Annotated in this window: 18 protein-coding genes; 5 read left to right on the top strand and 13 right to left on the bottom strand. The window is 72.9% G+C overall.

The window, feature by feature from the left end; translation table 11 throughout:
* The first annotated feature begins 45 nt into the window (after positions 1-45).
* Positions 46-390 (top strand): rodlet layer protein, encoded by a 345-nt coding sequence (locus ACKUU6_RS18715; protein ID WP_407989725.1) that lies wholly within the window; start codon positions 46-48, stop codon positions 388-390.
* Positions 391-560: 170 nt separating this feature from the next.
* Positions 561-818: a hypothetical protein gene (locus ACKUU6_RS18710; RefSeq protein WP_407989724.1), complete on the top strand. Its 258-nt coding sequence runs from the start codon at positions 561-563 to the stop codon at positions 816-818.
* 64 nt (positions 819-882) lie between these two features.
* On the opposite strand, the gene hemB is transcribed toward ACKUU6_RS18710, so the two are convergent.
* The 7 genes from hemB to ACKUU6_RS18675 all read right to left on the bottom strand — a co-directional run bounded on the left by hemB (position 883) and on the right by ACKUU6_RS18675 (position 8,225).
* Entirely contained in the window at positions 883-1,863 is a 981-nt protein-coding gene (gene hemB / locus ACKUU6_RS18705; protein ID WP_407989723.1) for a porphobilinogen synthase, read from the bottom strand.
* Between the two features lie 49 nt (positions 1,864-1,912).
* Entirely contained in the window at positions 1,913-3,550 is a 1,638-nt protein-coding gene (locus ACKUU6_RS18700; protein ID WP_407989722.1) for a uroporphyrinogen-III synthase, read from the bottom strand.
* The gene (gene hemC / locus ACKUU6_RS18695; protein WP_407989721.1) at positions 3,547-4,536 is read right to left on the bottom strand and encodes a hydroxymethylbilane synthase; all 990 of its coding nucleotides are present in this window, start codon (positions 4,534-4,536) and stop codon (positions 3,547-3,549) included. Before hemC ends, ACKUU6_RS18700 begins: the two co-directional genes overlap by 4 nt.
* 41 nt (positions 4,537-4,577) lie before the next feature.
* On the bottom strand, positions 4,578-5,921 hold the full coding sequence (locus tag ACKUU6_RS18690) for a glutamyl-tRNA reductase (protein WP_407989720.1): 1,344 nt from the start codon (positions 5,919-5,921) through the stop codon (positions 4,578-4,580).
* A gap of 34 nt (positions 5,922-5,955) precedes the next feature.
* A complete protein-coding gene (locus ACKUU6_RS18685; protein WP_407989719.1) occupies positions 5,956-6,816 on the bottom strand; it encodes a redox-sensing transcriptional repressor Rex in 861 nt (286 codons plus the stop codon).
* A 263-nt stretch (positions 6,817-7,079) separates the two neighbouring features.
* Positions 7,080-7,790, bottom strand: coding sequence for an exonuclease domain-containing protein (locus ACKUU6_RS18680; protein ID WP_407989718.1), 711 nt, complete (start codon positions 7,788-7,790; stop codon positions 7,080-7,082).
* Positions 7,791-7,937: 147 nt separating this feature from the next.
* Positions 7,938-8,225: a glutaredoxin family protein gene (locus ACKUU6_RS18675; protein WP_407989717.1), complete on the bottom strand. Its 288-nt coding sequence runs from the start codon at positions 8,223-8,225 to the stop codon at positions 7,938-7,940.
* A gap of 101 nt (positions 8,226-8,326) precedes the next feature.
* On the opposite strand from ACKUU6_RS18675, the gene ACKUU6_RS18670 reads away from it, so the two are divergent.
* The 3 genes from ACKUU6_RS18670 (at position 8,327) to ACKUU6_RS18660 (ending at position 11,948) form a co-directional block, all read left to right on the top strand.
* A complete protein-coding gene (locus ACKUU6_RS18670; protein ID WP_407989716.1) occupies positions 8,327-9,214 on the top strand; it encodes an HAD family hydrolase in 888 nt (295 codons plus the stop codon).
* A 438-nt stretch (positions 9,215-9,652) separates the two neighbouring features.
* Positions 9,653-10,486 (top strand): ECF subfamily RNA polymerase sigma factor, BldN family, encoded by an 834-nt coding sequence (locus ACKUU6_RS18665; protein WP_407989715.1) that lies wholly within the window; start codon positions 9,653-9,655, stop codon positions 10,484-10,486.
* 259 nt (positions 10,487-10,745) lie between these two features.
* Complete coding sequence (locus ACKUU6_RS18660) at positions 10,746-11,948, top strand: DUF5667 domain-containing protein (RefSeq protein ID WP_407989714.1); 1,203 nt, start codon at positions 10,746-10,748, stop codon at positions 11,946-11,948.
* A gap of 51 nt (positions 11,949-11,999) precedes the next feature.
* Here the strand turns inward: ACKUU6_RS18660 and ACKUU6_RS18655 are convergent, their stop codons facing one another.
* The 6 genes from ACKUU6_RS18655 to ACKUU6_RS18630 form a co-directional block, all read right to left on the bottom strand.
* Positions 12,000-13,004, bottom strand: a complete 1,005-nt coding sequence (locus tag ACKUU6_RS18655; protein WP_407989713.1) for a lysophospholipid acyltransferase family protein — start codon at positions 13,002-13,004, stop codon at positions 12,000-12,002.
* Positions 13,005-13,011: 7 nt separating this feature from the next.
* Entirely contained in the window at positions 13,012-14,043 is a 1,032-nt protein-coding gene (locus ACKUU6_RS18650) for an NAD-dependent epimerase/dehydratase family protein (protein ID WP_407989712.1), read from the bottom strand.
* 141 nt (positions 14,044-14,184) lie between these two features.
* Positions 14,185-14,283, bottom strand: coding sequence for a 30S ribosomal protein bS22 (locus tag ACKUU6_RS18645; protein WP_003948845.1), 99 nt, complete (start codon positions 14,281-14,283; stop codon positions 14,185-14,187).
* A 121-nt stretch (positions 14,284-14,404) separates the two neighbouring features.
* Entirely contained in the window at positions 14,405-14,614 is a 210-nt protein-coding gene (locus ACKUU6_RS18640) for a helix-turn-helix domain-containing protein (RefSeq protein ID WP_184918271.1), read from the bottom strand.
* Positions 14,615-14,731: 117 nt separating this feature from the next.
* The gene (locus ACKUU6_RS18635) at positions 14,732-15,559 is read right to left on the bottom strand and encodes a phosphatase (protein ID WP_407989711.1); all 828 of its coding nucleotides are present in this window, start codon (positions 15,557-15,559) and stop codon (positions 14,732-14,734) included.
* A complete protein-coding gene (locus tag ACKUU6_RS18630; RefSeq protein WP_407989710.1) occupies positions 15,556-16,746 on the bottom strand; it encodes an acetoin utilization protein AcuC in 1,191 nt (396 codons plus the stop codon). Before ACKUU6_RS18630 ends, ACKUU6_RS18635 begins: the two co-directional genes overlap by 4 nt.
* Positions 16,747-16,748 lie beyond the last annotated feature (2 nt).

Below are 16,748 nucleotides of genomic sequence, written 5' to 3'. Positions count from 1 at the left end.
CACCCTGCTCCATCTCTCCCATCAGATCCGAAAAGGAACAGAACAATGATCAAGAAGGCTCTCGCCGCCGTGGGCGTTGCCACCGCTGGTCTGGCCATGACCGCTGCTCCCGCCATGGCGATCGGCGACTCGGACGGCCACGCCACCAACATCTCGGGCGACGGCGGCACCAACGCCACCGGCACCCACGGTGACCACAGCAACAACTTCCACACCCTGGACAACCCGAACATCTGCCTGCCCGAGGTCCACAACATCGCCGTTGCGGTCATCGGTGTCGCGGTGCCGATCGAGGCGGACGTTCTGAACAACGAGCCGAAGCAGATCTGCAACGTCGGCCAGAACACCCTGGGCAGCGGCGACGGTGGCGTCTCCCACCTGATCGGCTGATCCAGCACGGCACACCGGGCCGCCGGGCCGAAGGGAGCAATTCCCCTCGGCCCGGCGGTCTTCTGCTGCGTTCGGGTGGCCCGTCGATCATCCGGCGCGTGCTGCGCGACCGGCGGGCCGATCTGTGGTCACGTGTAGTAACACTGCTGTCACGCAGAGAGGAACATTTGATGAAGAGCTTCCTGGGCAAGGCCGTGGTCACCGCGGTAGCCTCCCTGGCTCTGGCCGGTGTCGCGGCCCCCGCGTACGCCCACGTCAGCGCGGGTGGTGGCGCCCAGTTCGCCGCCACCGCCGACGAGCCCTTCCTGGCCGCCGAGAGCTGGGGTCACGCGTCGACCAGCCACATCATGGCCGGCTTCCACGACTGGTTCGTGGCGGGTGACGACTGGGCGGCAGGCGGTGCCGAGGGCGGCGCTGTCATCCACTGACGTCCGGTCAGCACGAAGGGGTGTGGGGAACCTGTTCCCCACACCCCTTCCGCGTTCCCGGTGCTCAGCGGAGCAGCTGCGCCGCCTCGGTCGCCCAGTACGTGAGGATCTGCTCGGCGCCGGCCCGGCGGATCGAGGTGAGCGTCTCCATGATCAACCGCTCCCGGTCCACCCAGCCGTTCGCGGCGGCGGCCTCGATCATCGAGTACTCGCCCGACACCTGGTACGCCGCCACCGGCACCGGGGAGGCGTCGGCGACCTGCCGCAGGATGTCCAGGTACGCCATGGCCGGCTTGACCATCACCAGGTCGGCCCCCTCGGCGATGTCCTGCTCCAGCTCGCGCAGCGACTCGCGGGCGTTCGCCGGGTCCTGCTGGTACGCCTTCCGGTCCCCCTTGAGCGAGGAGCCGACGGCCTCCCGGAACGGGCCGAAGAAGGCGGAGGCGTACTTGGCGGTGTAGGCCAGGATGCCGGTGTCCTGGAACCCGGCGCCGTCCAGCGCCCGCCGGATCACCCCGACCTGACCGTCCATCATGCCGGACGGGCCGACCAGGTGGACCCCGGCCGCGGCCTGCACCAGCGCCATCTCCTCGTACCGGGCCAGGGTGGCGTCGTTGTCCACGCTGCCGTCCTCGGCCAGCACCCCGCAGTGCCCGTGGTCGGTGTACTCGTCCAGGCAGAGGTCGGACATCACCACCAGCTGGTCACCGACCTCGGAGACGACGTCGCGAATCGCCACCTGGAGGATCCCGTCCGGGTTGGTCCCCTCACTGCCGATCGCGTCCTGCACCTCGGGCACCCCGAAGAGCATGATCCCGCCGACGCCCGCCTCGGCCGCCTCCACGGCGGCCCGGCGCAGGGTGTCCCTGGTGTGCTGCACCACGCCCGGCATCGACCCGATCGGCCGCGGCTCGCTGATCCCCTCCCGCACGAACGCGGGCAGGATCAGCTCTGCCGGATGCAGCCTGGTCTCGGCGACCAGCCGCCGCATCGCGGGAGTGGAACGCAACCGACGCGGACGCACGGACGGGAACTCAGCGGGCACGGCTTCTCTCCTCGGCACACGGTTCGGAAGACAGGCGGGTACTGCCGGGTCAGCGGGCCTTGCGGCGGGAGCCCGGGCGGCGTTCGCTCGGGCGGTAGACCTGTTCGCCCGCGGCGGTCGCGGTGTCCCGGCGCCCCGCCCCGAAGTCGGCCAGCGCCTGAGCCAGCGCTGCGGCCGAGGGGGCCGGCGCCATCACGTCCACCCGCAGGCCGTGCTCCTCCGCGGTCTTCGCGGTGGCCGGGCCGATGCAGGCGATGATCGTGACGTTGTGCGGCTTGCCCGCGATGCCGACCAGGTTGCGGACGGTCGAGGAGGAGGTGAAGAGCACCGCGTCGAAGCCGCCGCCCTTGATCGCCTCCCGGGTCTCGGCCGGCGGCGGCGAGGCGCGCACGGTCCGGTACGCCGTCACGTCGTCCACCTCCCAGCCGAGGTCGACCAGGCCGGCCACCAGGGTCTCGGTGGCGATGTCGGCGCGCGGCAGCAGCACCCGGTCGATCGGGTCGAAGACCGGGTCGTACGGCGGCCAGTCCTCCAGCAGACCGGCGGCTGACTGCTCGCCGCTGGGCACCAGGTCAGGCTTCACGCCGAAGTCGACCAGCGCCTGCGCGGTGGTCTCGCCGACGGCCGCGACCTTGATCCCGGCGAAGGCGCGGGCGTCCAGGCCGTACTCCTCGAACTTCTCCCGGACCGCACGGACCGCGTTCACCGAGGTGAAGGCGATCCACTCGTACCGGCCCGTCACCAGGCCCTTGATCGCGCGCTCCATCTGCTGCGGGGTGCGCGGCGGCTCGACCGCGATGGTCGGCACCTCCTGCGGCACCGCGCCGTACGAGCGCAGCTGGTCGGAGAGGCCGTGCGCCTGCTCCTTGGTCCGCGGGACGAGGACGTTCCAGCCGAACAGCGGCTTGGTCTCGAACCACGAGTGCGAGGAGCGGTGGGCGACCTGCTCGCCCACCACGGCTATCACGGAGGTGGCCGGGTCGACCGGAGCGGAGACCGGCGAGGGCAGCACCCGGGCCGCCTTGAGGTCGGCCGCGATGGTGGTCAGGGTGGCGGTGAAGGTGCGCTGCCGGGTGGTGGTGCCGGAGAGCGTGGCCGACAGCGGCGACTCGGGCTTGCGGCCGTTGGCCACCAGGGCGGCGGCGGTGGCGGGCAGCTGGCCCAGCGTGGTGCGGACCACCAGGGTGGTCTCGGGGGCGCCGAGGTCGACGGTCTGACCGGCCAGCAGGCCGGCGCCGTCCACGAACCGGACGTCCGCGCCCCGGCTGCCGCGCAGCGGCACCCCGGCGTAGGCGGGCACGCCGACCGACTGGGCGACGCCGGGGATCACCTCGAACGGGATCGCGGCCTGGGCGCAGCCGAGCATCTCCTCGGCGGCGCCACCGTCCAGGCCGGGGTCGCCGTCCACGGTGCGGACCACGTGCTTTCCGGCCCGGACGGCCTCGGCGACCACGGCCGCCACGTCCGGGCAGTCCTCGCCGACGGTGCTGTGCACCACGACCCGCTCCGGGCAGTGGGTGCGTACGGCGGCCGCGGTGAGCGGGTCGGCGATCAGCACGTCGGCGGAGGCGAGCACGTCCACGGCCCGCAGGGTGAGCAGGCCCGGGTCACCGGGGCCGGCACCCAGGAAGGTGCAGCGGCCGGCCGGAGCGGCCGGGGTGTGCGCGAGGTTGGCGGCGGCGCTCATCGGGCTCGCTCCCCCATCAGGTTGGCCGCTCCCGCGTCGAGCAGCCGCTCGGCGAGCGCGTGGCCCAGGGCCACCGCCTGCCGCTCGGCGGTCTCGTCCAGGGCGAGCGGACCGTTGGCGGTCATCTTCAGCAGGGTGGCGCCGTCGACGGTGCCGACCACGCCCTCCAGCCGCAGTTCGGTGCCCTGCCAGGTGGCGAGGGCGGCGACCGGGGCGGAGCAGCCGGCCTCCAGGCGGGCCAGCAGGGCGCGCTCGGCGGCCACCGCGACCCGGGTCGGCAGGTGGTCCAACCCGCCGAGTATCGCGGCGAGTCCGGGGCTCACGCACTCGACGGCCAGGGCGCCCTGGCCGGGCGCGGGGAGCATCAGCTCCGGGTCCAGGTGCTCGGTGATCTCGGCGCTGCGGCCGAGCCGGTTGAGACCTGCGGCCGCCAGCACCACGGCGTCCAACTCACCGGAGGCGACGTAGCCGATCCGGGTGTCCACGTTGCCGCGGATCGGGACGGTCTCCAGGGCGACACCCCGGGCGCTCGCCCAGGCGTTCAGCTGGGCCGTGCGGCGCGGCGAGCCCGTGCCGATCCGGGCGGGGTGCCCGGCCAGCTTCTCCACCAGCTCGGTCAGGCCCAGCCCGTCCCGGCCGATCAGGGCGTCCCTGCTGTCCTCGCGCTCGGGGACGACCGCCAGCAGCAGACCCTCGGGGGCCGCGGTGGGCAGGTCCTTGAGCGAGTGCACGGCCAGGTCGATCCGGCCCTCCAGCAACGCGTCGCGCAGCGCGGAGACGAAGACCCCGGTGCCGCCGATCTGGGCCAGCGCCTCCCGGGAGGTGTCGCCGTAGGTGGTGATCTCCACCAGCTCGACGGGGCGCCCGGTGACCCGCTCGACCGTACGGGCGACCATGCCCGACTGGGCCATCGCAAGGGCGCTCCGGCGGGTGCCGAGGCGCAGCGGCTGCGACTGGCCGTCGCTGCTGCTCTGTTGACCATTCATGAGGTGATCGTCCCGGTCATGCTCGTGGGCTGGCTGGTGGTTCATCGGGGGCTTCCCCCCGCGAGGGTGGCGCCGGGCTTGGCCTGCGCGCCGATCGGTGTGCCGGAGACAGCCTGCACTGCCGCCGGGTCCAGGTCGAACAGCTCGCGCAGGGCGTCCGCGTACCCGGCCCCGCCGGGCTCGGCCGCGAGCTGCTTCACCCGGACGGTCGGGGCGTGCAGCAGCTTGTCCACCACGCGCTTGACGGTCTGGGAGACCTCGGCCCTGGTGCGCTCGTCCAGATCGGGCAGCCGGGTGTTGAGGCGGCCGAGCTCGCTCAGCACCACCTCGGAGGCCATCTGGCGGAGCGCCACCACGGTGGGCGCGATCCGGGCCGCCCGCTGGGCCGCGCCGAAGGCGTCCACCTCGTCCGCGACGATGCCGACCACGGCGTCCACGTCCCCGGCACCGGGGGTGGCGGCGTGCGCCTGGGAGAGGCTCTCCAGGTCGACCAGCAGCGCGCCGGCCAGGTCGTGCACGGCGTGGTCCACGTCCCGCGGCATCGCCAGGTCGAGGAAGGCCAGCGGGGTCTCGGCGGTCCGTACCGCCACCGCCGCGGCGACGTCCTCGGCGCTGATCACCACACCGGCCGCGCCGGTGCAGGAGATCACCAGGTCCACGTCGGCGAGCGCCGCGCGGACCTTGCCGAAGTCGACCGTACGGGCGCCCAGGTTGGCCGCCAGCCGGTCGGCCCGCTCGGCGGTCCGGTTGGCGATCAGCAGGTCGCTGACGCCGGCCCTGACCAGGGTGGCGGCGGCCAGCGAGCTCATCGACCCGGCGCCGACCACCAGGGCGCGCTTGCCCGCGATCTCGCCGGCCCCGGCCGCGACCTGCTCCAGGCCGAAGGTGACCAGGGACTGGCCGGCCTTGTCGATACCGGTCTCACTGTGCGCCCGCTTGCCGACCCGCAGGGCCTGCTGGAACAGCTCGTTGAGATCGCGCCCTGCGGTGTGCTCCTCCTGGGCGCGGGCCAGCGCGTCGCGCAGCTGACCGAGGATCTGGCCCTCGCCGACCACCATCGAGTCCAGCCCGCAGGCCACCGAGAAGAGGTGGTGCACGGCGCGGTCCTCGTAGTGCACGTAGAGGTGCGCGGTGAGCTCCTCCAGGTCCACTCCGCTGTGGTGGGCGAGCAGCAGGGAGAGCTCGGCCACCCCGGCGTGGAACTTGTCCACGTCGGCGTAGAGCTCGATCCGGTTGCAGGTGTTGAGCAGCGCGGCCTCGGCGACGGCAGGTGAGGCGGCGATGTCGTGCAGCAGCCGGGTGGGCGTCCGGCCGGTGAGCGCGGCGCGCTCCAACAGGCCGACGGGGGCGCTGCGGTGGCTCAGACCGACGACGAGAAGACTCATGCCCGCCCCCTCGGGTTGCGGTTCTGCTGGCGGCTCACGCGGGCATCACCGCGGAGAGATCGCCATCGGTGCCCTTGGCGGGCTTGCCCTTGACCGGCTCGGCCTTGGCGGCACCGGCCGCGCGGCGGAGCTTGGCGGCGGCGGCCCGGACCGGGCCGGGGGCACGGTCGAGCATCGAGTCGCCCTGGCCGGGCTCCTCACCGGCCTTGCGCTGCTCGTGGAAGGCGAGGATCTGAAGCTCTATCGACAGATCCACCTTGCGCACGTCCACGCCGTCCGGGACGGTCAGCACGGTCGGGGCGAAGTTCAGGATGCTGGTCACCCCGGCCTCGACCAGGCGGTCGCAGACCTGCTGGGCGGCTCCGGGCGGGGTGGTGATGACGCCGATGGAGACGTGCTGGTTCTCCACGATCGCCTCCAACTCGTCCATGTGCCGCACCGGGAGACCGGCGGCGCTGTTACCGACCACGGTCGGGTCGGCGTCCAGCAGGGCGGCGACCCGGAACCCGCGGGAGGCGAAGCCGCCGTAGTTGGCCAGCGCGTGGCCGAGGTTACCGATTCCGACGATGACCACGGGCCAGTCCTGGGTCAGGCCCAGCTCGCGGGAGATCTGGTAGACCAGGTACTCCACGTCGTAGCCGACGCCCCGGGTCCCGTAGGACCCGAGGTACGAGAAGTCCTTGCGGAGCTTCGCCGAGTTGACCCCGGCCGCGGTGGCCAGTTCCTCGGATGAGACGGTGGGCACCGAGCGCTCGGAGAGCGCGGTGAGCGCCCTCAGGTAGAGCGGAAGGCGGGCGACTGTCGCCTCCGGGATGCCCCGGGCACGCGAGGGTCGGCGCGCGGCGCCCGGCTCGGGCGTCTGCGAAGCGTTCTGGGTGGATCGGCCGATTGCCACGGTGCTCCTGTGGGTGAAGCTGGGCTTTGGCAGCCAGGCTATGCGTTTGTGAACGTGTGCACAAAGATGGTGTCCGATTTGTCCGGGCACAGTGACGCGCATCACGCCCCGTTCCGGACCCTCCGGCACGCGGGGAGCGGATGCGGGAGCACCCGCCGGGCCAGCGTCCCGCGTCGGAGCGACGAGGAACGCGCCCGGGCCCCGCGACGCCGCCCTCCAACTGCCGACGGGTCCCGGTCCGCCCCTGCCACAGTGTGCGCCACTCACCGCTCGGCGCCCAGAGGCGTGAGCACCAGAGTCGACGGGTCGACGCCCTGCGGCCACGGCCCGAACGGGGCCTCCCGGCGGATCAGCGGCAGCGCACCCGCCTTCCGCTGGGACGGCGCCCGGCCCAGCCGGGGCCAGGACAGGCCGGCGGCCTCGGATAACGGCGGGGACCAGTCGGGGCGCGCGCCGGTGACGTACCGCAGCAGGTCGGCGGTGGCCCGGGCGTCGCCCAGGGCGGTGTGGGCCGGGTACCAGCCGAGCCCGGCCGCCTCGACGCAGGCGGTCAGGCCGTACCCGCCGGCCTCGGCCAGGTGTGCCCGGGCCAGGCTCAGGGTGCAGAGCGTCGGCATCGAGGGCAGCGGCACCCCGATCCGGGCGAACTCGCGCTCCAGGAAAGCCTGGTCACAGCTGACGTGGTGCCCGACCAGCACCCGCCCGGCCAGCAGCTCCAGCAGGGTGGGGGCGACCTCGCGGAACCTCGGCGCACCGACCACGTCCGACTGGCTGATCCGGTGCACGTGGGTCGGGCCGACCGGTCCGACCGGGTCGATCAGGGTGGAGAACTCGTCCTCGGCACCCAGGTGGCCGTCCAGCAGCACGACGGCCACCTCGACCACCCGGTGCCGCCACGGGCTCCGGCCGGTGGCCTCGACGTCGACCACGGCGAAACCGCCCGACGCGGGCGGAAGTTGTCGGCCGGGAAGCATGAACGCTCTCCTCCGTCATCCAGCCCCCGGCGGACAGAAACGTTTTAGATCGTAAGCCGACCAACTGGCGTTTCCTAAGCCGATCTTCATTTTTGCAGGCAACGATTTGGCGAAGCACCCCCGCCGAACGGAGGGGCTGCCGCACCGTCAGGCGCCGAGCGCCGCACGCAGCCGGCGTTCGTCGACCCGCCAGAAGTCGTGCTGCTTCCCGTCGATCAACGTGACCGGGATCTGCTCCCAGTACTTCCGGTACAGCTCCTCGTCCTGGGTGATGTCGCGCTCCTCGAAGGCGCTCCCCAACTCTCCGGTCACTCGCAGGATCACCGCCCGCGCCTCGTCGCACAGATGGCACCCGGGCTTCCCGACCAGGGTCACCGTCCGCTCGGCGGGCGCCTTGCTCGTGTCACGTCGCAACAGTGGGCTCACCCGGTCCATTGTGCAGGGCCCGGGCACTCCACGGTCCCCCGGGCCCCTGGTGGTGCAACCGTGGGCCGGCGTTCAGGTGGCGGTCACGCGGGCTGGCTATGCTCGGGGCCATGGTCGCCCTCAGAAGGCTCACCCACGTACGGCGCTCGCCGAGCGAGCAGTCGGCCCTGGCGGGTGAGGCCGCCGCCGCTGCCGCGGAGGATCACACGCCGACGCCGGACGACCCGAGGGCCGCCGCGTTCTTCGACTGCGACAACACCATCCTGCGCGGTGCGGCGATCTTCTACCTGGGCATCGGCCTCTACCGGCGGAAGTTCTTCACCCGCCGCGACATGGCCAGGTTCGCGTGGCAGCAGGCGTGGTTCCGGGTGCACGGCGCCGAGGACCCGGCGCACATGGCGGACGCCAAGGACAAGGCGCTCGGCCTGGTGGCCGGCAAGCGGACCGCCGAGCTGGAGGCGATCTGCGAGGAGATCTTCGAGGACGTGATCACCCGGAAGATCTGGCCCGGCACCCGCGCGCTGGTGCAGCTGCACCTGGACGCCGGGCAGCGGGTCTGGCTGGTCACCGCGGCCCCGCAGGAGGTGGCCAGGATCATCGCCAGGCAGCTCGGCATGACCGGGGCGCTCGGCACCGTCGCCGAGGCGGTGGACGGGGTCTACACCGGCCGACTGGTCGGTGGCCTGCTGCACGGCGAGGCGAAGGCGGCTGCGGTCACCGCGCTGGCCCGGCGGGAGCGGCTGGAGCTGAGCAGGTGCGCGGCGTTCAGCGACTCCGCCAACGACATCCCGATGCTGGCGCTGGTGGGCCATCCGTACGTGGTGAACCCGGACGCGGCGCTGCGGCGGCACGCCCGGGCGCACGGCTGGCGGGTGCGTGACTTCAGGACCGGCCGCAAGGCGGCCAGGATCGGGCTGCCCACCGCCGCCGGCCTGGGAGTCCTGGCCGGCGCGACCGCCGCCGCGGTGGCGATCCGGCGCAGGCACCGGGCGGCCTGACGCCGGTCCGACGGCGGGTCAGCACGGCGCACCCGGCGGCTCACTCGTAAGGGCGAACTCCGCCGGGGGATCCGGTCGTTCCGATCCTGTTCGCCGGTGACCGGAACCGATCGTTCGGAGACTTCGCAAAGTCGGGGGTTGCCGGGGCCAGAACCCGGGAATCGGGCCCACCACCTCCCGAAACTGTCACCCGGTGCACAGGCGCGGTCACATTGAGCCGAGCAGCTGATGCCATGTTCGGTCAGTTCCAGCTGAATATGCACGCCAAGCGGATCTCAAACGACCACTTCGGCCACAGGGTGTAGCTGTCATTGCACAAAGCGTTATTCTCTCCTGGATGCACGCCACCCACACGTCCCCGGTGACGAGGGGTCAGTCGGAGTGTGCTCTCCGCGCAGGCGGAGGTGATCCGTCCACAGTTCTGCCTCTGGGAGTCCCGTGTACCCACCCGTCCGGAACGACGCGCCTGCCTCCTCCCGCCCGTCGCCCACCAACCTGCGCCGCGGTACACACCTCGACCGACTCCGGTCCGCGATCCGCGAGTTCGAGCTGTACGTGCCCCAACCGGCCCTGGCCGGTGTCCCGTTGGGGGCCGGGGTAGCGCTGCGCTCCTCGACCACCACCAGCGGGACCGGGGCCGGCACCCGCGGCCGGGTCGGCGCGGGCACCGGTCCCGGCTCCCGGAGTCGGACCAGGACGACGCCCTCCCCCGGCTTCGAATCCGAGCACAACCCGATCATGGAGCTGGTCGAGCGGGCCCAGAACGGCGAGAGCGAGGCCTTCGGCCGGCTCTACGACCACTACTCGGACACCGTCTACCGGTACATCTACTACCGGGTCGGCGGCCGGGCCACCGCCGAGGACCTGACCAGCGAGACCTTCCTGCGCGCGCTGCGCAGGATCGGCACCTTCACCTGGCAGGGCCGCGACTTCGGCGCCTGGCTGGTGACCATCGCGCGCAACCTGGTGGCGGACCACTTCAAGTCCAGCCGGTTCCGCCTGGAGGTCACCACCGGCGAGATGCTCGACTCCAACGAGTGCGAGCGCAGCCCCGAGGACTCGGTCCTGGAGTCGCTCTCCAACGCCGCCCTGCTGGACGCGGTGCGACGGCTCAACCCGCAGCAGCAGGAGTGCGTCACGCTCCGCTTCCTGCAAGGGCTCTCGGTGGCCGAGACGGCCCGGATCATGGGCAAGAACGAGGGCGCGATCAAGACCCTCCAGTACCGCGCGGTCCGCACCCTGGCCCGGCTGCTGCCGCCCGACGCCCGGTGAGCGCAATAGCCGAACGTTCGTCATATCAACTGCCCTATCTCCCCGGCCGGGTGAACGAGCGGTCACATGCTCTGCTTAATGCGGAAGAGGGGCCGTGCGTAACCGACGCCCCGCCCTGCTCGTTGGCCAACCTGCAAACCCCCGCCGGGCCGTCGGTCAAGCAGGATCGGCCACGCTCACCCGATGGAGTGGTTTTGGCCCGCCGCGGCAACCGTCCGGCAGGCCGGGGAGTCGACAACGACGAAGGGAGGTGTGGCCCGTGACGGCAAACATGCTGGAACACCGGCGGGCGAGGGCCTTCGCCGAGGCGCTGGAGGCCCACCACGTAGAGCCCCACCAGGGTGACCGGAGACCCGACAGCGGTCGGCCCGGTGGCTCCACCGCGATGGCGGAGCTGCTGAGCATGGCGGACGCCCTCGGCGCGCTGCCCGAGCCGGAGCTGAGCACCGAGGCCAGGACGCTCCAACGCGCTCAGCTGATGGCCGCGTTCGAGCGCGACTGGTCGGGCAGCCCGGCCGCGCGGGTGCCGCAGCAGCGCAGGCACCGGGCGATCAGGTCCGGGGCCCGACTGCGATGGGGCCGGCGGCTGGCGATCGGCGGCCTGGTGGCCGGCGTCGCGGTCGGCAGCTTCGCCGGTGCGGCCGCCGCCAGCTCCAACGCCCTCCCGGGGGACACGCTCTACGGCATGAAGCGCGGTCTGGAGGACCTCCGGCTGAGCTGGGCCGGCTCCGACTCCGAGGTCGGCGCCCTTCTGCTGGACCAGGCCTCCACCCGGCTGGAGGAGGCCCAGGGCCTGCTCGGCCGGGCGGACCCGGGCGCGACGTTGAGCCCGGCCACGGTGGAGCAGGTCCGCCGTGCGCTGGACGACATGCACGCCGAGGCGGTCAAGGGCCGGGAGCTGCTCCGCTCGGTCTACCGGAGCAACGGATCGCTCGACCCGATGCGCAGGCTGGCCACCTTCACCGACGCCGAGGACGACCGCTGGGCGTCCGTCCAGGGCCACCTGCCGGCCCAACTCACCGGTCAGGCGAGCAAGGTGAACGAGCTCTTCGACGAGATGACCGAGGACGTCGCCCCGCTCAAGCTGGCCCCGCCGGCTGCCAAGGGCAACGCCCCGGCCGCACCGGGCGGTGCACCGCAGTCCCCCGGCGGTGCCGCGGCCTCCCCGGCCGCCGGTACGGGCAGCGCGGAGCACCCGCGCACCGACCCTGGCCGGCCCAGCTCCGGTACCGGACAGGGCGCCGGCACGCCGAGCGGCAAGGCCAGCCCCGGTCTGCTCGACAAGCTGCTCCCCGGTGGCCTCACCGGCGGGGGCGCGACCCCGCCGGCCGCCGGTGCGCCGGGCGCCTCCGAGGCACCCGCCCCGGAGGGCGGCAGCGCTCCGCAGGACCAGCCGCCGACCCAGGAGCTGCGCATCCCCGCGCTGATCCCGGGCCTGCTGCCGGAGATCTCGCTGGGCTGAGCGCACGTCAGAGGTGGGCCCGAGGATCTCGGACCCACCTCTGACGCGTGCTCAGAAGAAGACCGACCGCCGCTGCACCAGCAGCTTGTACAGCGTGTGCTGGATGGTCTCCCTGACCTGGTCGGTCAGGTCGAAGACCACCATCGGGTCGTCCGCCGCCTCCGGCGGGTGGCTGTCGGTCCGGATCGGTTCGCCGAACTGGATGGTCCACTTGGTCGGCAGCGGGATCGCGCCGAGCGGCCCCAGCCAGGGGAAGGTCGGCGTGATCGGCAGGTACGGCAGCCCGAGCGCCCGGGCCAGCGTCCGGGCGTTCCCGATCATCGGGTAGGTCTCCTCCGCGCCCACGATCGAGCACGGCACGATCGGCACCCCGGCCCGCAGCGCGGAGGCCACGAACCCGCCCCGGCCGAACCGCTGGAGCTTGTACCGCTCGGCGAACGGCTTGCCGATCCCCTTGAAGCCCTCCGGCCAGACCCCGACCACCTCGCCGCGCTCCAGCAGCGCGGCGGCGTCCTCACCGCAGGCCAGCGTGTGCCCGGCCTTGCGGGCCAGCTCGCCTATCACCGGCAGGACGAAGACCAGGTCGGCCGCGAGCATCCGCAGGTGCCGCCGCCGGGGGTGGTGGTCGTGTATCGCGATCTGGGTCATCAGTGCGTCCAGCGGGACGGTGCCCGAGTGGTTGGCGACGATCAGCACCCCACCCTCGGCCGGGATGTTCTCGATCCCCCTGACCTCGACCCGGAAGTACTTCTCCGCCAGCGGGCGGAGCATCGAGAGCAGCACCTCCTCGGTGAGCTCCCGGTCGAAGCCGAACTCGTCCACCTCGTAGTCGCCGGTGATCCGCCGCCGCAGGAAGGACAGACCACCCGCGGCCCGCTCCTCCCAGCCCTTGCCGAGCGCCCGGGTGGCGGCCGAGCCCAGCGGCCCGGCCAGCGCCCCGCCGACCGCGTCCGCGATCCGGTCCGACAGGGCGGGCCCGGACGGCTCGGGCTGCCAGCTCGGCGCCGACTCGATCGGGATCACCTTCGCCTGCTCGACGTCCCGCGCAGCGGTCATCTCGGCCTCAGCTCCTCGGAGGGTTCTGACGGGTCAGCAGCCCCGCCAGCCGGTCGGTGGCGGCGGCCAGCCGCTCGGGCGGCAGCAGGCCGCCGGACTGGGCGGCGGCGAAGTCGGCGAACGCCTCGGGGGTGGTCATGGCCGGGGTCCAGCCGAAACCCTCGCGGAGCTCGGTGGTGTCCACCACCCGCCCGTGACTGAGCAGTTGGATCTGCTCCGGCGATATGTCGGCGAGCCCGGTCCGCCGCGCCAGGCCGGCCACCACGCCGAGCGCGGGCCCGAGCAGCGGGACGGTGGGCCGACCGAGCCTACGGGCGCACTGGGACAGCAGCAGCACGCCGTCCCCGGCCACGTTGTAGGTGCCGGGCCTGGGTTCGGTGGCCGCCAGGTGCAGCAGCGCGACGGCGTCGTCCTCGTGGACGAACTGCAGCCGGGGGTCGCGGCCGAGCACGGTGGGCAGCACCGGCAGCGCGAAGTAGTCGCAGAGCGGGGTGTCGCCGGCCGGGCCGACGATGTTGGCGAACCGCAGCACGGTGACGGCGACGTCGGGCCGGCGCCGGGCGAAGCCCCGGACGTACCCCTCGACCTCGGTGGCGTCCTTGCCGAAGCCGCTGCGCGGCAGGTCCTTGGGCTGCATCCGCTCGCCGAACACCGCCGGGTCGCGCGGCGCGGAGCCGTACACCGCGGTGGTGGACTTGACGACCAGTCGGCGCAGGCCGGGTGCCTTCTGGCAGGCCCCGAGCAGCTGCATGGTGCCGATGACGTTGGTCTCCTTGGCGGTCGCCCGGCCGCCCTGCATCCCGGCGCTGACGTCCAGGTGCACCACGGTGTCCACGTCGTGCTCGGCGATCACCCGGGCGACGGCGGGACGGCGCAGGTCGACCCGGACGTACTCGACGCCGTCGGCGGTCATCCCGCCCCACGGCTCGCGGCTGTCCACGGCGACCACCCGGTCGATGCCGGGCCGGCCGGCCAGCCGGGCCGCGAACCTGGCCCCGAGGTGCCGGGCCACGCCGGTGACGAGCACGACCTTTCCCACTCCGCCGCACCCCTCTCGTAAGCCCTGCACGCACCGTATCGCGCCGGGGTTCGATCCGGGCAACACGACAGCGCCCGCCCCGGCCTGAGCCGGGGCGGGCGCTGTCTGTACACCTGGCGCGCAGGGCGCGGCCGTGGGTGCCTACTTCTTGTTGCGACGCTGAACGCGAGTGCGCTTCAGAAGCTTGCGGTGCTTCTTCTTGGCCATACGCTTGCGACGCTTCTTGATGACAGAGCCCACGGAACTACCCTCGCTCACTGAGACTCTCGTCCGTGAGAGACGGAGTCCATACGACTGACGGAGGGCCTAGCCTACCCGTCACCTCGGATAAGCCGTAATCGCGCCCTGACGAGGGCCTACGTTACGCGCTTTCGAGCCGAACGTAGGAATCCCTGAGGTACTCGTGGACGGCCTGCTCGGGGACTCGGAAGGAGCGGCCGACCCTGATCGCGGGCAGCTCTCCACTGTGCACCAAGCGGTACACCGTCATCTTGGACACCCGCATGACCGAGGCAACCTCCGCCACGGTCAGGAAGACGACCTCCTGCAATGGGCGTTCGCCGGAACTCATGACCCTCACCCGACCCTTACCCGTGTGCAAGGCACCGACTTCCCCTTCGGTGACTCCACCGGCACACGTGTATCCCCAGAGTAGTTAAGGGTGGTACCAGTGGGAAGAGGGAGAAGCTCAGTCCTTGTACGGTGCGAGATCCGCCCGTTGCAGTACGTAGTCACTCAGCGCTCTGTAGCAGTCCGGCTGCGCACCGTCGTCCATCGGTACGGCCACCGCCACGGTGCCCTCGGCCTCGGCGACGAACGGGGCCACGTCGTTGGAGTCGGCCGGTCCACCGGCCGGGATGCCGAGCCGGCCCGCCCCGCAGAGCCAGCCGTGGTCGCCCAGCACCAGGTCGGGCAGCGGGTTCCCGGCCGCGGTGAGGGCGGCCAGCGCCAGCCGGACGGGCTGCGGCGAGTGGGTGTGCAGCGGCTCGCGCGCGCCGTCGGCGGAGCGGACCACCAGCACCGGGCCGACGGCGTCCAGCGCGCAGGTGCGCGGCCCCGCCGGGGTGGGCTCGCGGAAGCGGGTGCCGAGCGCGGGCGTACGCAGGGTGCAGCCCGCGCGCTCCAGGGCGCGGGCCAGTGCGCCGTGGAAGCCGGCCAGCTTGGTCGGGTGCCCGGTCCCGGCCAGCACGCTGCCCCGGCGGCGGGCGGTGGCGGCCAGCAGCCCGGCGAGGCGCTCCAGCGCGTCCACGGTGCGCTCCGGGTCGATGGTGTCGGGGCCCTGGCCGTACGAGAAGTCCGGGTGCACGCCGACCCGCTCGGCCATCAGGTCCAGCACCGCGCCGGGCCCCCAGCGGCGCTCCGGGTCCAGGCCCATCAGGGCCACCGGGTCGGCCTGGCCGAACAGCCGGTAGTGTCGCAGGTTGTTCTGACGGAGCGTCGGGACGGCCGGTCCGGCCAGCCGGTGCCTGAGCAGGTGCGCGACGAGCTCGGGCCGGGTCAGCTGGGCCCGGCTCACGGCAGCAGCCCGTGGTGCGGGAGGACGGCGCGGCGGGCGGCCAGGATGGCCTGGTCGAGCCGGTCGCCGGGGTCGTAGCCGTGCTCGTGGAAGTCCCGCCAGTGCGGCGTGGCGCCGTCGGTCATCCGGGCCGGTCCCGGGCGGCCGACGAGCCGCTCGGCGTCGGCCCGCCACCCGGCGGGGAGTTCGGCGGCCGGGTCGACCGGGTGCCCGGCGGCGATCGCCACCAGATGGGTCCAGGCGGCGGGGACCACGTCCGCCACCGCGTACCCGCCGCCACCGAGGGCCAGCCAGCGGCCGTCCGCGTAGTGGTGGGCCAGCTGGTGCACCGCCTCGGCGACCAGGCGCTGGGCGTCCAGACTGACCGTCAGATGAGCCAGTGGATCGGCCAGATGGGTGTCCGCGCCGTGCTGACTGACGATCACCTGCGGGCGGAACGCGGAGAGCAGCTCGGGAACGAAGGCGTGGAAGGCGCGCAGCCAGCCCGCGTCACCCGTCCCGGCGGGCAGCGGCAGGTTGGCGGCGGTGCCGGGGGCGTCCGGGCCGCCGGTCTCGGTGGCCCAGCCGGTCTCCGGGAAGAGGGTGGCCGGGCTCTCGTGGATCGAGACTGTGAGCACCCGGGGATCGTTCCAGAAGACCGCCTGCACGCCGTCGCCGTGGTGCACGTCCACGTCCACGTACGCGACCCGTTCGGCGCCGAGCTCCAGCAACCGGGCGATCGCCAGCGCGGGGTCGTTGTAGACACAGAACCCGGCTGCCCGGTCCGGCATCGCGTGGTGCAGGCCACCGGCGAAGTTGACGGCGTGCCGGACCTCGCCGCCCCGCCAGACCGCCTCGGCCCCGGCCACCGACTGCCCGGCGATCAGCGCGGAGGCGGTGTGCTGGGCGGCGAACGCCCAGTTGTCAGCGGTGCCGAGCCCGTGCGCGGGATCGCTGCGCCCCGGGTCGGCGGCGATCCGGCGGACCGCGTCCACGTACTCGGCGGTGTGCACCAGCCGCAGCGTCGACTCCCCCGCGGGCGGCGCGGCCCGGACGGTCACCCCGGGGGCGGTGGTCAGCCCGAACGCCTCCACCAGCCGCATGGTCAGCGCCAGCCTGGTCGGGTCCATCGGGTGCCCCGCCCCGAAGTCGTACGAGGTGACGGCCTCGTCCCAGTACAGGTGCAGGCCGCTGCAGTTCTCGGGCATGG

The organism is Kitasatospora sp. CMC57, assembly GCF_045866025.2.
Classification (GTDB): Bacteria; Actinomycetota; Actinomycetes; order Streptomycetales; family Streptomycetaceae; genus Kitasatospora.
This window is presented reverse-complemented; position numbering and strand designations above follow the sequence as displayed.

Bases quoted from the DNA above. Each gene is read 5' to 3' on its own strand.
- ACKUU6_RS18715 (WP_407989725.1), top strand. From the start codon at position 46: ATGATCAAGAAGGCTCTCGCCGCCGTGGGCGTTGCCACCGCTGGTCTG.
- ACKUU6_RS18655 (WP_407989713.1), bottom strand. From the start codon at position 13,004: ATGACCGCTGCGCGGGACGTCGAGCAGGCGAAGGTGATCCCGATCGAG.
- ACKUU6_RS18670 (WP_407989716.1), top strand. From the start codon at position 8,327: ATGGTCGCCCTCAGAAGGCTCACCCACGTACGGCGCTCGCCGAGCGAG.
- ACKUU6_RS18710 (WP_407989724.1), top strand. From the start codon at position 561: ATGAAGAGCTTCCTGGGCAAGGCCGTGGTCACCGCGGTAGCCTCCCTG.
- hemC (WP_407989721.1), bottom strand. From the start codon at position 4,536: ATGAATGGTCAACAGAGCAGCAGCGACGGCCAGTCGCAGCCGCTGCGC.
- ACKUU6_RS18690 (WP_407989720.1), bottom strand. From the start codon at position 5,921: ATGAGTCTTCTCGTCGTCGGTCTGAGCCACCGCAGCGCCCCCGTCGGC.
- ACKUU6_RS18630 (WP_407989710.1), bottom strand. From the start codon at position 16,746: ATGCCCGAGAACTGCAGCGGCCTGCACCTGTACTGGGACGAGGCCGTC.
- ACKUU6_RS18675 (WP_407989717.1), bottom strand. From the start codon at position 8,225: ATGGACCGGGTGAGCCCACTGTTGCGACGTGACACGAGCAAGGCGCCC.
- ACKUU6_RS18700 (WP_407989722.1), bottom strand. From the start codon at position 3,550: ATGAGCGCCGCCGCCAACCTCGCGCACACCCCGGCCGCTCCGGCCGGC.
- ACKUU6_RS18680 (WP_407989718.1), bottom strand. From the start codon at position 7,790: ATGCTTCCCGGCCGACAACTTCCGCCCGCGTCGGGCGGTTTCGCCGTG.
- ACKUU6_RS18640 (WP_184918271.1), bottom strand. From the start codon at position 14,614: ATGAGTTCCGGCGAACGCCCATTGCAGGAGGTCGTCTTCCTGACCGTG.